A 14,153-nucleotide genomic window follows, 5' to 3' on the forward strand; every position below is an offset into this window, starting at 1 on the left:
GTGACCGTCATACCGTTCAGACATGTCGCCGTCCTCACCGCCACCGTGGCCCTGCTCGCCACCGGGTGCGGACTTTCGGAGGAGTTGGAACGGGAGGCGGACCCCGGGCGTACGGCGTCTGCTCAGGAGGGCCGGTCCGACGCGGAGGGCGGGTTGTCGGCTTCGGCCGGGCCCGATGCGCCGACGGGGGATCCCGTCGGGACGGGGGCGCCCGAGGTGCCTGAAGCGGCTTCACCCTCCTGCCCCGCCTCCGGGGTCCGCGTCGTGGGAGGCATGGTCAGCCCCGCCATGGGGCTGCGCGCGATGTCCGTGACGCTGACCAACTGCGGCAAGGACACCTACCGCCTGAAGGGCTACCCGAAGCTGCGGGTGCTCGACGAGCACCGCGAACCCCTCGACGTACAGGTCCTCGAAGGCACCGAGCCCATCATGGCGAGGGACGACGACCCCGGCCCGCGCCACTCCGTCTCCCTCAAGCGGGGCGAGGAGGCGTACACCGTCATCGTCTGGCGCAACACCGTCACCGACACGACGACGACCGCCGTCAGCGGCACCTACCTGAAGGTCACCCCCGCGCCCGGCACCCGGCCCGCGACCGTGACACCGGAGGGCAGGATCGACCTCGGCAACACCGGCCGCATCGGCACCACCGCCTGGCAGCGCAGCCCGGCGGACGAGCAGAGCCCGTCCCGGCCTACGGCACCCGCGCCGTCCACTCCGGCGAGCTGAACTTCGTCCGGGCGAGCTCCCGCGCCCTGGCCATCTCCTCGTCCGTGGCCTTGCCCGCCGTCAGGCCGTACCGCGTACGGAAGGAGTCGAGCATCCGCTCGATCACGCTCTCGCGCGGCAGACCCGTCTGGCGGCGCAGCGGGTCCACGCGCTTCTTCGCGCTCTTCGTGCCCTTGTCCGAGAGCTTCTCGCGGCCGATGCGGAGCACGTCGACCATTTTCTCCGCGTCGATGTCGTACGACATCATCACGTGGTGGAGGACGGCTCCGTGCCCGCCCACCATCCGCTTCTGGGCGGCGCCCGCGACCTTCCCGGCCTCGGTGGCGATGTCGTTGAGCGGTTGGTACCACGCCTTGATGCCCATGTCGCCGAGGGCGTCCAGCACCCAGTCGTCCAGATAGGCGTAGCTGTCGGCGAAGGACAGGCCCTGCACGAGGGAGTCCGGGACCGAGAGCGAGTACGTGATGGTGTTGCCCGGCTCGCAGAACATGGCACCGCCGCCGCTGATCCGGCGCACCACCTGAACGCCGTGCCGCGCGGCGCCCTGCGGATCCACCTCGTTGCCCAGGGACTGGAAGCTCCCGATGACGACCGCCGGGGAATCCCACTCCCACACGCGCAGCGTCGGCGGCCGGCGCCCGGCGGCGACCTCCTCGGTGAGCACCTCGTCCAGGGCCATGAGCAGGGCGGGGGACTGCGGGGCCTCGTGGATCAGCTGCCAGTCGTAGTCGGTCCAGTCCGTGGCGTGCGCCAGCGCCCGGCGCACCGCCACACCCACGCCCTCGGACGTGAGCCCGTACATCACCGTGCCCTCGGGGACCGCCGCGTCGATGCGGGCGGCGAGGCCCGCCGTGTCGGTGTCGGCGGGGGCGCCCTCCAGGGCGCGGCTCAGGGCGTCGAACGCCTCGTCGGGTTCGAGGAAGAAGTCCCCCGCCACCCGCACGTGCCGCAGCACACCGTCCTCGACCTCCAGATCCACGACGACGAGCTTGCCGCCCGGGACCTTGTACTCACCGTGCACTGTGCTTCCTCCGGGCCTTGCCGCATCACGAACCGCCGAATCGCGAACACTCTCAGCCTGCGATTTCATATCAGGACAACTAGACCCACTAGGGATCGATTCCCCATGAGCCACGCTGAGACGAGTGACCAAGCCACCGCCGGTGCCTCACCGGCGGTCAAACTGACGCTCGCGACCCTGACGATGATGGTCGTCGGCTCCATGGTCGGCGCGGGCGTGTTCTCGCTGCCCCGGCGGTTCGCCCAGGAGACCGGCGTCGCGGGTGCGTTGATCGCCTGGGCCATCGCCGGTACGGGCATGCTGATGCTCGCCTTCGTCTTCCAGACCCTCGCCGTCCGCAGACCGGATCTGGACGCCGGTGTCTACGCCTACGCGAAGGCCGGGTTCGGCGAGTACCTCGGCTTCTTCTCCGCCTTCGGGTACTGGGCCAGCGCGTGCGTCGGCAACGTCACCTACTGGGTGCTCATCATGTCGACGATCGGGGCCATCTGGCCGAGCCTCGGCGACGGCGACACCCTGCTCGCCGTCGTCCTCTCCTCGTTCGGCCTCTGGGCGTTCTTCCTGCTGATCCGGCGCGGGGTCAAGGAAGCGGCGGCGATCAACAGGATCGTGACCGTCGCCAAGATCGTGCCCATCCTCGTCTTCGTGATCCTGGCCCTCTTCTTCTTCAAGCCGTCCGTGTTCGCCGACAACTTCGGCGGCGCCGACTACGCGGGATCGCTCTTCAACCAGGTGCGCGGCACCATGCTGGCCACCGTCTTCGTCTTCCTCGGCGTCGAGGGCGCGAGCGTCTACTCCCGGCACGCCAAGCGCCGCGAGGACGTCGGCCGGGCCACGATCCTGGGCTTCCTCAGCGTCTTCGCCGTCTTCGCGTCGGTCACCATCGTCAGTTACGGGATCATGCCGATGGCCGAGATCGCCGAGCTGCGCCAGCCGTCCATGGCGGGGGTCCTCGAAGAGGCCGTCGGCACCTGGGGCAAGGTCTTCGTCAGCGTCGGGCTCATCGTCTCCGTGCTCGGCGCCTACCTCGCCTGGACGCTGATGGCCGCGGAGGTGCTCTTCGTCGCCGCGAAGGACGACGACATGCCCCGCTTCCTGCGCAAGGCCACCTCCGAGGACGTGCCGGTCCCCGCGCTCCTGATGACCACCGCGCTGAGCCAGGTGGTCCTGGTCGTCACGATGTTCTCCGACGACGCGTTCAACTTCGCGCTCGACCTGACCAGCGCGCTGAGCCTCATCCCGTTCCTGCTCGCGGCGGGCTTCGCCGTCAAGATCGCCACCGGGCCCGGCCGCGAGGACGTCGCCGGGCGCGGCACGCGCAAGGAACTCGTCGTCGCGGTGATCGCCACGCTGTACATGGCGTTCCTGCTGTACGCGGCCGGGCTCAAGTTCGTCCTGGTCTCCTTCATCGTCTACGCCCCCGCGACCCTCCTGTTCGTCAAGGCCCGGCGGGAACAGAACCGGCGCCTGTTCTCCCCGCGCGAGGCCGTCATCTGCGCCGTCTCGATCGCGGGCGCCGTCGTGGGCGTGATCGCCCTCGCGGTCGGCTGGATCGAGCTCTGACCGGCCCCGAACAGCCCCGCCCCTGTTGCCACCGACCGAAAGGCGCACCGTGACCAGCCACGACACCCCCGACGCACCGACCTTCGGTGTCCACTCCGAGGTCGGCAGGCTGCGCAAGGTACTGGTCTGCGCGCCGGGACTCGCCCACCGCAGGCTCACCCCCACCAACGCCGACGACCTGCTCTTCGACGACGTCATGTGGGTGGAGAACGCCCAGCGCGACCACGCCGACTTCGTCATCAAGCTCCAGCAGCGCGGCGTCGAGGTCGTCGAGCTGCACGACCTCCTCGCGCAGACCATGGCGATCCCCGAGGCGAGGACCTGGCTCCTCGACCGGAAGATCACCGCGAACGAGGTAGGCCTCGGCCTCATCGACGGCACCCGCGCCTTCCTGGAGACGCTGGAGCCCCGGCAGCTCGCCGAGTACCTCATCGGGGGCCTCGCCGTCGCGGACCTGCCGGACGAGTTCCGCTCCGGCTACGTCGCGCTCGTACGCGAATCCACCGGCGTACGCGAATACCTGATGCCGCCGCTGCCGAACACCCTCTACACGCGCGACACGACGTGCTGGCTGTACGGCGGCGTCACGCTCAACCCGCTGTACTGGCCGGCCCGGCACGACGAGACGCTCCTGATGAAGGCCGTCTACCGGTTCCACCCGGACTTCACCGGGGCCACGGTGTGGTGGGGCGACCCCGAACGCGACTGGGGCCAGGCGACGTTCGAGGGCGGCGACATCATGCCCGTCGGCAACGGCGTCGTCCTGATGGGCATGAGCGAGCGCACCTCGCGACAGGCCATCACCCAGGTCGCATCGGCGCTGTTCGAGAAGGGCGCGGCCGAGCAGGTCGTCGTCGCCGGGATGCCCAAGCTGCGCGCGGCCATGCACCTCGACACCGTCTTCACCTTCGCCGACCGCGACATCGTCACGCTCTACCCGAAGATCATGGACGCCGTGCACTCCTTCACGCTGCGGCCCGGCGGCAAGGCGGCGCCCGTCGAGATCACGGACGAGGGTTCGCGTCCGTTCGTCGACGTCGTCGCCAAGTCGCTCGGCCTGCCCGAGCTGCGCGTGATCGAGACGGGCGGGGACGTCTACGCCTCCGAGCGGCAGCAGTGGGACAGCGGGAACAACGCCGTGGCCCTGGAGCCGGGCGTGGTCTTCACGTACGACCGCAACACCCAGACCAACACGCTGCTGCGCAAGGCGGGTGTCGAGGTCATCACCATCGTCGGCGCCGAACTCGGCCGGGGCCGCGGCGGCGGGCACTGCATGACGTGCCCGCTCGTCCGCGACGCCGTGGAGTTCTGACTCTGACTCTGACGCTCACTCCGACTCAGTAGCGCTGGGCCTTGACCAACTGCGCGGAGAGCTTCGGCTCCGGGGGCTCGTGGCTGATGGCGTACCGCTGGGCCCGCTTGCCCGGTGCGAGGTTCTCCGTACCGACGTAGCGGGTCTCCACGGACTTGCCCGAGGAGTCCAGGAAGTCGACCCGCACGGCGAAGTCCGCCGTCTTGTCGGTCCTGTTGGTGAAGGTCACCACGGAGGCGAGCACGCCGCCGGTCTCCGAGCGCGGCTTGCCCGTCATGGAGACGTCGGACATCGCGTTGCCCCGGCCCTCGACGTCCTTCAGCGCGTCCTTGGCGGCCTGGTTGGCGCGCTCCGTGTCGGCGGAGACGGACGCCTCGAACTCGTCCGCGCGCTCCGAGGCGGAGGCCTCGGCCTTCGAGGCCGACGCGCGGGCGGACTCGGCGGCCTCCGAGGCCTGCGACTTCAGCGGGGAGGCGGTCTTCTCCGAGAAGGACGAGGAATCGGGAGCCGACGGCCGGTCGCTGACCGTCCTGCTGCCCTCGGCCGACGGGGCGTCGCTGTCGGTGCTGCACGAGACGAGCGCGGCGGCGGCCGTCACCGTGGCGGCGAGCGTGAGGGCGGCGGACACCGCGGGCCCGCGACGTGAGGGACGCCGTTTCCCGCGGGGCGGCATGGGGTTCATTCGCTGCGGTCCTTTCGCTGCTGGTGCATGTGCTGGTGTTGCTGGTGGCTGTGGCTGTCTCGTGGCGGATGCGGTCAGTACCGCAGGGCGCAGGCGATCCGGCCCCGGTCGGCGAGCGTGCCTTCGGGTACGAAGTGGACCTGTGCGCCCGTGTCCAGGGCCCGCTCGACGATGTCGTCCACGACGTCGTCCACCGCGTCCAGGTCGTCGGATCCGGCCGGCACCAGATGCCCGCCGTCGTCACGCACGGTCGCCTGGTAGCTGTCCTCCACGGCGAGCAGGCGGACGCGGTCCGTCGTCACGTTCTGCCAGACCTCGTCGAGACCGGCCGCGTACTGGTGTCGGCCCTGCGCCGCCTCCAACTCATGGAGCAGCGAGCCCAGTTCGGACTTGTCCCGGGCCGCGAGGAAGGGGCGTACCGCCTGGCGTACCGCGTCCGCAGGGCCGTGCGCGAGGCCGCCGTGCACCACCCGCGTGGCCTCCTTGGTGACCGTGCCGACGTCGTCGACGAGGGAGAGCGCGGCGGCCTCCCCGGCCACGAACAGGGGGCGCGGATGGGCGCGGAGCACTCCGGCCACGGCGTGGTCGGCCTCGCGCAGGAACTTGCGGGTCTGCTCGTCGCGGAAGGTGCTCGGCAGGTCGCCGATCCGTTCCTGGCGCTCGGCGTCCGGGTCGTCCAGGCTCCGGGTCAGCGGGAACTTGTCCGCCTTGTGCTGGGCGACCCGCTCGGCGGTGCCGCTCCACAGCGTGACGCGGTCGGCCGAGACACCGAGGACCCAGTACGGGCGCTCGGCGGCCTGGGCCGCGACCACGTTGCGGGTCAGGAAGGTGTCCGAGAGCACCACGCGCGAGGGCACCGTCCTGGCGAGCGACCACACCTGGTGCTCCCCGGGGGCGGCGAAGACGGCGAGCCCGTCCTCGGCGTGCACGAGGTCGATCTCCGCCACCGCCTGGTCCAGCTGCGCGGCCACCTCGATCCGCTGCTCCCTGGCCACGGCGGGGTCGGACTTCAGGCGTTCCTTGGCCTCGGCGACGAGGTTGCGCAGCCGTACGGGATCCTGCGCGTTGTCCGGTTCCCTGCGGTGGGTCGGCAGCAGGACCGTGACGGCGGGGTAGGGGCGCGGCCGGCGCAGCCCGGCCAGAGTGGCCGGATTGAGGGAGGGATGCATGGGGTGACCCTTTCGGGACGGGGCGGCGGATGCGGAGCCTCCGGAGAGGGCATGGCGCCATGAAACGCACCATATGCCCGTTCCATGGTCGTGGCACCTCACCCGCTGCGGGTCAGCTCGGCGGGGAAATGCGGGACCTGGATGTGCCCCGGCCCTGGTGCGGCGGCTTCGGGTGGGTGCGGGGTCGATTACTTATGTTTTGCGAGGTTCGGGGGACTGGGTGAGCATGAGGTCGCGCGCCCTCCACCGGCGACATCCGTCGCCGGACGGCCGCGCCGGACCTCGGAGCTGAGGCGGTTGGCGAAGGGCATGCCCGGGGGTGCGGGCGGGGACTCCGGCGGGGCGGGGTGCTGGCAGCGGACCGTGCGCAGTGGCGCGCGGCGCGCCCGTGCGGTCGCCAGGAAGCCGTACTGGGAGCGGCCCGACTCCACCTATCTCGTCCGGCGCTGGCCGGACCTCACGGCCGTCTGCTTCGGCACCGTCTTCTTCTGGCTCTCCCTCACGCCTTCCCTCGTGCCCCGGCCCTGGTTGCTGCAGGGCGTCGTCGGAGGGATCACCGCGGCCATCGGCTACGGCCTCGGCTCGATCGTCGCCACCGTGGGCCGCGCGCTGCTGCGGTGGCGGCCGGGCGACCGGGCGCGAGCGCGTCTCTGGCAGGCGTACTGGGTCCTCGGTCTCGTCCTCACCGTCTGGCTGATCGCCGAGAGCGACCACTCGCAGCGCCGGCTGCGCGAGCTCCAGGGGCTGGCGCCGTCGATGGCCTGGCACACGCCGGTCATCATGCTGGTCGCGGTCCTGCTCTGGGCCCTGTTCCTGCTCGCGGCCCGTGGCATCCGGCTCGGGGCGCGCAGGCTGACCCGCGCCCTGCACCGGTTCGTGCCGCTGCCCCTGGCCATCGGCCTCGGTCTCGCGCTCAGCGCGTTGATCGTCACGGTCGGGCTGCGCGACGTCGTCTTCCAGCGCGGCGTCATCGACCTCGCCGATCGCATCGCGTACGCGACGAACGGTGGCACGAAGGACGGCATCCACCCGCCCACGTCACCGCTGGTGTCCGGAGGGCCCGGCTCGCTCCTGCGGTGGGCGGACCTCGGATTCCAGGGCCGCAACTTCGCCGGGTCCACGCCGTCGAAGGAACAGATCACGAAGTACACGGGCAGGCCCGCGAAGGACCCCGTCCGTGTCTACGTCAGCGCGTCGGCGCCGGAGGCCTTCAGCAGCCGGGACCCGTTCGAGGCCAAGGCGCGGCTGGCCGTGGAGGAGCTGGAGCGGACGGGGGCCTTCGACCGTGACGTGCTGGCCATCGCGGGGACGACGGGCACGGGCTGGGTCAACGCCGACATCAGTGAGCCCCTGGAGTACATGCACGACGGCAACACGGCCATCGTCGCCGTCCAGTACTCCTACCTGCCCAGCTGGGTCTCCTTCCTCGTCGACAAGGAGCGCGCCGCGCAGGCCACGCGCCGGCTCGTCGACGCGGTCCTCGCCAAGTGGTCCGCCCTGCCGGAGGACGACAGGCCCAAGCTCGTCGTCACCGGGGAGAGCCTGGGCGGGTTCGCGATCGAGTCGTCGTTCGACGGGGTGGACGACCTGCTGGCCCGGACGGACGGAGCGCTGATCGTCGGCACGCCCAACTTCGCCCCGATGTCGCGGGAGATCCGCGACCGCCGGGACGCGGGGAGCCCGGTCTGGCGTCCGCTGTACGACGGGGGCAGGAACGTGCGGTTCGCGCAGTTCCCCGAGCGGGACCTGGAGCGGCCGGGTCCGGACGCGCCCTGGGGGCACCCCAGGGTGGTCTACCTCCAGAACGCCTCCGACCCGGTCGTCTGGTGGTCCTCCGACCTGTTCCTGCACCGCCCGCAGTGGCTCGACAGCCCTCTGGGCCCGGACATCACCCCGGCGATCCGCTGGTTCCCCGTCGTCACCTTCTGGCAGACGTCGGTGGACATGGCGGTGTCATACGGCGTCGAGGCGCCGCACGGTCACCGGTACGGAGTGGGGCCTGTGGACGGGTGGGCGGCGGTTGTTCCGCGGGTGGGGTGGACGGGGGTGGATACGGGGCGGCTTCGGCGGCATATGGAGGAGCGGGTGGCGCCGTACTGAGCGGGGGCGGGGGCGGGGGTGGGTGCGGGTGCGGTTCTGCTCCGTCCTGGGGGCGGGGCCGCGCCGGTATGTCCGTCCTCGCCATCGTCCGGTGGCCGCGCGGCTACTTCGCTCCCGGAGCGCCGCGAACCGTGCTCCGGGCGGAAATACCGGCACGTCCCCTCGGGCGCGATGCCGACTGCGGCTGCGCGGGGGTGCCCCTCGCTGCGGCGGCACAACGCACAATCTGAGGCACACCCCCGCCGCCCCCCCCACCTGCACGCCTCCCCCCCCCACGCGCACAACCCACCCACCCCCTCGTGGCGCTCCGGGGCAATCGGGTGGGTGGGCGGGAAAGTCTGTTCGGTCAGGGGTGGATGCGGGGTGATCGGGTGGGTGGGTGGGGAGGCCTGTTGGTGCAGGTGAGGCCGCGGGGGATGAGGTACGGACAGGGCCCAGGGGCCAGGCCACGTGGGATTCATCTCGAATCCATGCGCTGTACTCCGCAGCCGTACGGATTGTCAGTCCGGCGTGCTCTCATGGATGCATGATCGAAGTGATCGAAGACTTTCTCGTACGCGGCGTCGCAGACGTCGAAGAAGCCCTCCGCAAGGCAGCCGCCGCCGAGGTCATGCCGCGGTTCCGACAGCTCGCCGAGGGCGATGTCGTCCAGAAGAGCGGGCCGCACGACCTCGTGACGGTGGCCGACCGCCTCGCCGAGGAGCAGCTGACGGCCGCACTCACCACGCTGCTCCCGGGCTCCGTGGTCGTCGGGGAGGAAGCGGTGCACGCGGACCCCTCGACGTACGAGGCGATACGCGCCGAAGCGCCGGTGTGGATCGTCGACCCGGTCGACGGCACACGGCAGTTCGTGCACGGCGACCCCGGATTCTGCATGCTGATAGCGCTGGCGTGGAGGGGCGAGGTGCTCGCCTCCTGGACGTACGCCCCGGCGCTGGACGAAATGGCCGTCGCGGTGCGCGGCAAGGGCGCCTGGCTCGACGGCGAGCGCCTGGTGGCCGGTTCGCCGGGCGAGGTGCTCGAAGTGGCGACCTCGCACCCGGACTTCAGCACCCCCGACCAGAAGCGCGTGCTCCTCGGACTGCGCGTCGAGGGCGTCGCGCCGCGGCCCTGCGGCTCGGCGGGGCTCGAGTATCTGGCCATAGCCAAGGGGGAGTTGGACGCGGTCGCGTTCTCCTGGGAGCTCGCCTGGGACCACGCGGCGGGACTGCTGCTCGTCGCCGAGGCCGGGGGCGGCAATCTGACCGTCGCGGGCGAGCCCTTCCGGATAGAGGGCGGAAACGCGCTGCCGTTCACCGCCGCCCGGGACGCTGCCACGGTTGACCGAGTGGTGGAGCTGTTGGCTGCCGCAGCCTGATCTGCGGGGCGCTGCGCGGCGGCCCGAGCCTGAGACGCACGGTGGCCACCTCGCATTCGGCGACGGACGCCGGGCCGTTCGGCCCGTGGGAGGACGCTGACGTGCGGCGACCAGGTCGTCCCCCGTCTCGAACCAGTCGGCGGAGCCCGCGTCAGCGCGGTGCAACCAGCACGTCACCCGTCAGAGGCCACCCGCGCTCACGGCGCTGTCGGTGGCCCGGCCTATCCTGGGCGGCAGAGGCCATCGGCTGACAAAGGAGTCCGAAGGTGCCGTCGATGCTTGATGCCGTCATCGTGGGGGCGGGACCGAACGGTCTGACCGCTGCCGTCGAGCTGGCCCGCCGAGGCTTCTCGGTGGCCGTGTTCGAGGCCAAGGACACCGTCGGCGGTGGGGCGAGGACCGAGGAGCTGACGCTCCCCGGGTTCCGGCACGACCCCTGTTCCGCCGCACACCCCCTGGGCGTCAGCTCGCCCGTGTTCCGCACCATGCCCCTCGACCGGTACGGCCTCGAGTGGCTCCAGCCGCAGCTGCCCATGGCGCACCCGCTCCTTAACGGCGGCGCCGCCGTCCTCTCCCGTTCCGTCGCCGAGACCGCCGCCTCGTTCGGGCCGCGTGACGCGGGGGCGTACCGACGGCTCATCGAGCCCTTCGTCGGCAAGTGGGACACGCTCCTTCAGGACTTCATGTCGCTGCCGTCGACCGCCCTGCCGCGCGACCCCGTGACCCTCGCCCGCTTCGGCCTCGCCGGCCTTCCGCCCTCCACCTGGCTGATGCGGCGCTTCCGCGACGAGCCGGCCCGCGCCCTGTTCTCCGGGCTCGTCGCCCATGTCATCGCGCCGCTCGGCGGAATCGCCACCGGAGCCGTCGGCATGGTCTTCGCGCTGGCGGCGCACGCCCGCGGCTGGCCGGTCGCCCGGGGCGGCTCGCAGTCGATCTCGGACGCGCTCACCGCTTATCTGAAGGACCTCGGGGGCGCGGTCCACACGGACTACGAGGTCAAGCGGCTCGACGATCTGCCGCCGGCGCGCGCGTACATCTTCGACACCTCACCCACCGCGCTCGCCCGGATCGCGGGTCTGGGGCGCAGCTACGAGCGCTATCGCTACGGCGCGAGCGTCTTCAAGATTGATTACGCCCTCGACGGGCCTGTCCCCTGGACGGCGAAGGAGGCCCGGGAGGCGGGCACGGTGCAGGTGGGGGGCAGCAGCGCCGAGATCGGGGCCGCGTTGCGCGCGGCGTCGCGCGAGAACCGTGCGCCGGATCCGCCGTTCCTGATCACCGTGCAGCCCAGCGTCGTCGATCCCTCGCGGGCGCCCGCGGGCAAACAGGTCTTCTGGGCGTACGGGCACGTGCCGAACGGCTGGGACGGCGACCTCACCGACGCGATCGAGCGCCAGCTGGAGCGTTTCGCCCCCGGCTTCCGTGATCGCGTCCTCGCCCGCGCCACCGCGGGGCCCGCGGAGCTGGTCGCGCGCAACGCGAATTACGTGGGCGGTGACATCGCCTGCGGCGCCGCGAGCGGTATCCAGCTGCTGCTGCGCCCCAAGATGTCCCTCTTCCCGTACAGCACCGCGCACCCGGCGGTGTTCATCTGCTCCTCGGCGACGCCGCCGGGCCCCGGCGTACACGGCATGTCGGGCCACAACGCAGCCAAGGCAGTCTGGCGCACCCTCCACAAGCCTTAACCCGACCCGCAGCCACGGGGTCCCTCCCGAACAGACCTTTCCCGCCCAGCCACCCGATTGCCCCGCGGCGTCGGGGAGGTGCGGAGTGGTTAGGCGGGTGCAGTGGCGCCCCACCCCCTGCACCCGCAGTCGGCAGCGCGCCTGAGGGGACGTGCCGGTATTTCCGCCCGGAGCACGGTTCCCGTCACTCCCCACCCGAAGTACCAAAACCCGAAGTACCAAAGCGGCCACCGGACGATGGCGAGGACGGACATACCGGCGCGGCCCCGCCCCCAAGCCGGAGCAGAACCGCACCGACCCCCGCACCCACCCGCCCAAGCTCCATGTCGGATTCTCGCCAGCCACCCCCACCCCCCATGCCCGAAACTTGAGCCATGCCCACCGCCCCGCAGGCCCCGCCCGCCATGCACACCGACGCCGAACGCTGCGTACGCGCCGTGCAGTCGAAGGACGCGCGCTTCGACGGCTGGTTCTACACCGCCGTACTGACCACCCGCATCTACTGCCGCCCCAGCTGCCCCGTAGTCCCCCCGAAGCCCGAGAACATGAGCTTCTACCCGAGCGCGGCAGCCTGCCAGCAGGAAGGGTTCCGGGCCTGCAAGCGGTGCCGTCCGGACAGCAGCCCGGGCTCGCCCGAGTGGAATCAGCGCGCCGACCTCGTCGCCCGCGCCATGCGCCTCATCGCCGACGGCGTGGTGGACCGCGACGGAGTCCCCGGCCTCGCCACCCGCCTCGGCTACAGCACCCGCCAGGTGGAGCGTCAGCTCCTCGCGGAACTCGGCGCGGGCCCCCTCGCCCTGGCCAGGGCCCAGCGCGCCCAGACCGCCCGCCTGCTCATCGAGACGACGCCGATGCCCATGGCGGAGATCGCCTTCGCCGCGGGTTTCGCCTCGATCCGCACCTTCAACGACACCGTCCGCGAAGTCTTCGCCCTCGCCCCCGGCGAACTGCGGGCCCGCACTCCGCAGGCCACCCGGAAGGTGTCCGCCCCCGGCGCCCTCTCGCTGCGCCTCCCCTTCCGCGCCCCGCTCAACCCCGACAACCTCTTCGGCCACCTCATCGCCACCGCCGTACCCGGAGTCGAGGAGTGGCGCGAGGGCGCGTACCGCCGCACGCTGCGCCTCCCCTACGGCCACGGAGTCGTCGCCCTCACCCCCGCCCCCGACCACATCGCCTGCCGCCTCAGCCTCACCGACATGCGCGACCTCACGATCGCCATCAGCCGCTGCCGCCGCATGCTCGACCTGGACGCGGACCCGGTCGCGGTGGACGCCCAGCTGAGCACCGACCCGCTGCTCGCACCCCTGGTGGCCAAGGCGCCGGGCCGCCGCGTGCCGCGCACGGTCGACGAGGCGGAGTTCGCCGTACGCGCGGTGCTCGGCCAGCAGGTGTCCACGGCCGCCGCCCGCACCCACGCCGCTCGCCTGGTCACCGCGTACGGCGAGCCGATCGACGACCCCGAGGGCGGCCTCACCCACCTCTTCCCGGCCCCGGAAGCCCTCGCCGCGCTCGACCCGGAGGCACTCGCCCTGCCGCGCAGCCGCCGCACCACCCTGACCACGCTCGTACGCCACCTCGCCGACGGATCACTGCGGCTCGGCGTGGAGAGCGGCTGGCAGGAGGCCCGCGCCCGGCTCACCGAACTGCCCGGCTTCGGCCCCTGGACGGTCGAGGTCATCGCCATGCGGGCGCTCGGCGACCCCGACGCCTTCCTCCCCACCGACCTCGGGATCCGGCGCGCGGCACAGGAGTTGGGCCTCCCGCACACCCCCGCCGCGCTGACCGCACGGTCGGCGGCCTGGCGCCCCTGGCGGGCGTACGCGGTCCAGTACCTCTGGGCGACCGACGCCCACCCCATCAACACCATCCCGGCGTAGGCCCACGAGCCGACGACACACCCATGGCCAGCGGACCAGCGGACCAGCGGACCAGCGGACCAGCGGACCAGCGGATCAGCGGACAACCCAGAAGGACCACACCATGCACCGCCAGCACACCCTCATCGACAGCCCCTACGGCCCCCTGACCCTCGTCGCCACCGACGGCACCCTCAGCGGCCTCTACATGACGGAGCAGCGCCACCGCCCACCCGAGGAGACCTTCGGCGACCGCGACGCCGGACCCTTCGGCGAGACGATCAGCCAGCTGGAGGCCTACTTCGCGGGGGAGTTGACGGAGTTCGACCTGCCGATGCGCCTCGACGGCACGCCGTTCCAGCGCACCGTCTGGCAGCAGCTCCAGCTGATCCCGTACGGCGAGACCCGTACGTACGGCCAGCTCGCGGACGCACTGGGCAAGCCCAACGCCTCACGTGCGGTGGGCCTGGCCAACGGCAAGAATCCGATCGGCGTCATCGTGCCCTGTCACCGGGTGATCGGCGCGGGCGGCTCCCTGACCGGCTACGGCGGCGGACTCGACCGCAAGCAGCGGCTGCTGGTCTTCGAGGGCGCGACCCCGGCGAGCGAGAACGCCCTCTTCTGAACGCCCAGCCGCCCACCTGCCCAGCCGCCCACCTGCCCAGCCGCCCACCTGCCC

At 71.7% G+C, this 14,153-nt stretch carries 11 protein-coding genes; 8 read left to right on the forward strand and 3 right to left on the reverse strand.

The features are described from left to right. Entirely contained in the window at positions 1-729 is a 729-nt protein-coding gene (locus tag ACFUPX_RS04995) for a DUF4232 domain-containing protein (RefSeq protein ID WP_383316060.1), read from the forward strand. Here ACFUPX_RS04995 and ACFUPX_RS05000 read toward each other — a convergent pair. Then, positions 695-1,750, reverse strand: coding sequence for a biotin/lipoate A/B protein ligase family protein (locus ACFUPX_RS05000; protein ID WP_383316063.1), 1,056 nt, complete (start codon positions 1,748-1,750; stop codon positions 695-697). The genes ACFUPX_RS04995 and ACFUPX_RS05000 overlap by 35 nt on opposite strands. 105 nt (positions 1,751-1,855) lie before the next feature. Here ACFUPX_RS05000 and ACFUPX_RS05005 point away from each other — a divergent pair, with 105 nt between their 5' ends. Both ACFUPX_RS05005 and ACFUPX_RS05010 read left to right on the forward strand, forming a co-directional pair. Beyond that, on the forward strand, positions 1,856-3,313 hold the full coding sequence (locus ACFUPX_RS05005) for a basic amino acid/polyamine antiporter (protein ID WP_383316067.1): 1,458 nt from the start codon (positions 1,856-1,858) through the stop codon (positions 3,311-3,313). A 49-nt stretch (positions 3,314-3,362) separates the two neighbouring features. After that, entirely contained in the window at positions 3,363-4,625 is a 1,263-nt protein-coding gene (locus ACFUPX_RS05010) for an arginine deiminase (RefSeq protein WP_383316070.1), read from the forward strand. A 25-nt stretch (positions 4,626-4,650) separates the two neighbouring features. On the opposite strand, the gene ACFUPX_RS05015 is transcribed toward ACFUPX_RS05010, so the two are convergent. After that, entirely contained in the window at positions 4,651-5,307 is a 657-nt protein-coding gene (locus ACFUPX_RS05015) for a hypothetical protein (RefSeq protein ID WP_383316073.1), read from the reverse strand. A 74-nt stretch (positions 5,308-5,381) separates the two neighbouring features. Next, complete coding sequence (locus tag ACFUPX_RS05020) at positions 5,382-6,476, reverse strand: chemotaxis protein (RefSeq protein ID WP_383316077.1); 1,095 nt, start codon at positions 6,474-6,476, stop codon at positions 5,382-5,384. Positions 6,477-6,785: 309 nt separating this feature from the next. Between ACFUPX_RS05020 and ACFUPX_RS05025 the strand changes: the two genes are divergently transcribed. The 5 genes from ACFUPX_RS05025 (at position 6,786) to ACFUPX_RS05045 (ending at position 14,099) form a co-directional block, all read left to right on the forward strand. After that, a complete protein-coding gene (locus tag ACFUPX_RS05025) occupies positions 6,786-8,576 on the forward strand; it encodes an alpha/beta hydrolase (RefSeq protein ID WP_383316080.1) in 1,791 nt (596 codons plus the stop codon). Between the two features lie 526 nt (positions 8,577-9,102). Beyond that, on the forward strand, positions 9,103-9,933 hold the full coding sequence (locus ACFUPX_RS05030) for an inositol monophosphatase family protein (RefSeq protein ID WP_383316083.1): 831 nt from the start codon (positions 9,103-9,105) through the stop codon (positions 9,931-9,933). 275 nt (positions 9,934-10,208) lie between these two features. Continuing rightward, the gene (locus ACFUPX_RS05035; protein WP_383316442.1) at positions 10,209-11,618 is read left to right on the forward strand and encodes a phytoene desaturase family protein; all 1,410 of its coding nucleotides are present in this window, start codon (positions 10,209-10,211) and stop codon (positions 11,616-11,618) included. 404 nt (positions 11,619-12,022) lie between these two features. Next, on the forward strand, positions 12,023-13,495 hold the full coding sequence (locus tag ACFUPX_RS05040) for an AlkA N-terminal domain-containing protein (RefSeq protein WP_383316444.1): 1,473 nt from the start codon (positions 12,023-12,025) through the stop codon (positions 13,493-13,495). A 103-nt stretch (positions 13,496-13,598) separates the two neighbouring features. Next, positions 13,599-14,099, forward strand: coding sequence for a methylated-DNA--[protein]-cysteine S-methyltransferase (locus ACFUPX_RS05045; protein ID WP_383316086.1), 501 nt, complete (start codon positions 13,599-13,601; stop codon positions 14,097-14,099). Positions 14,100-14,153: the final 54 nt, after the last annotated feature.

It is taken from the genome of Streptomyces sp. NPDC057302, from assembly GCF_042667685.1.
GTDB lineage: Bacteria > Actinomycetota > Actinomycetes > Streptomycetales > Streptomycetaceae > Streptomyces.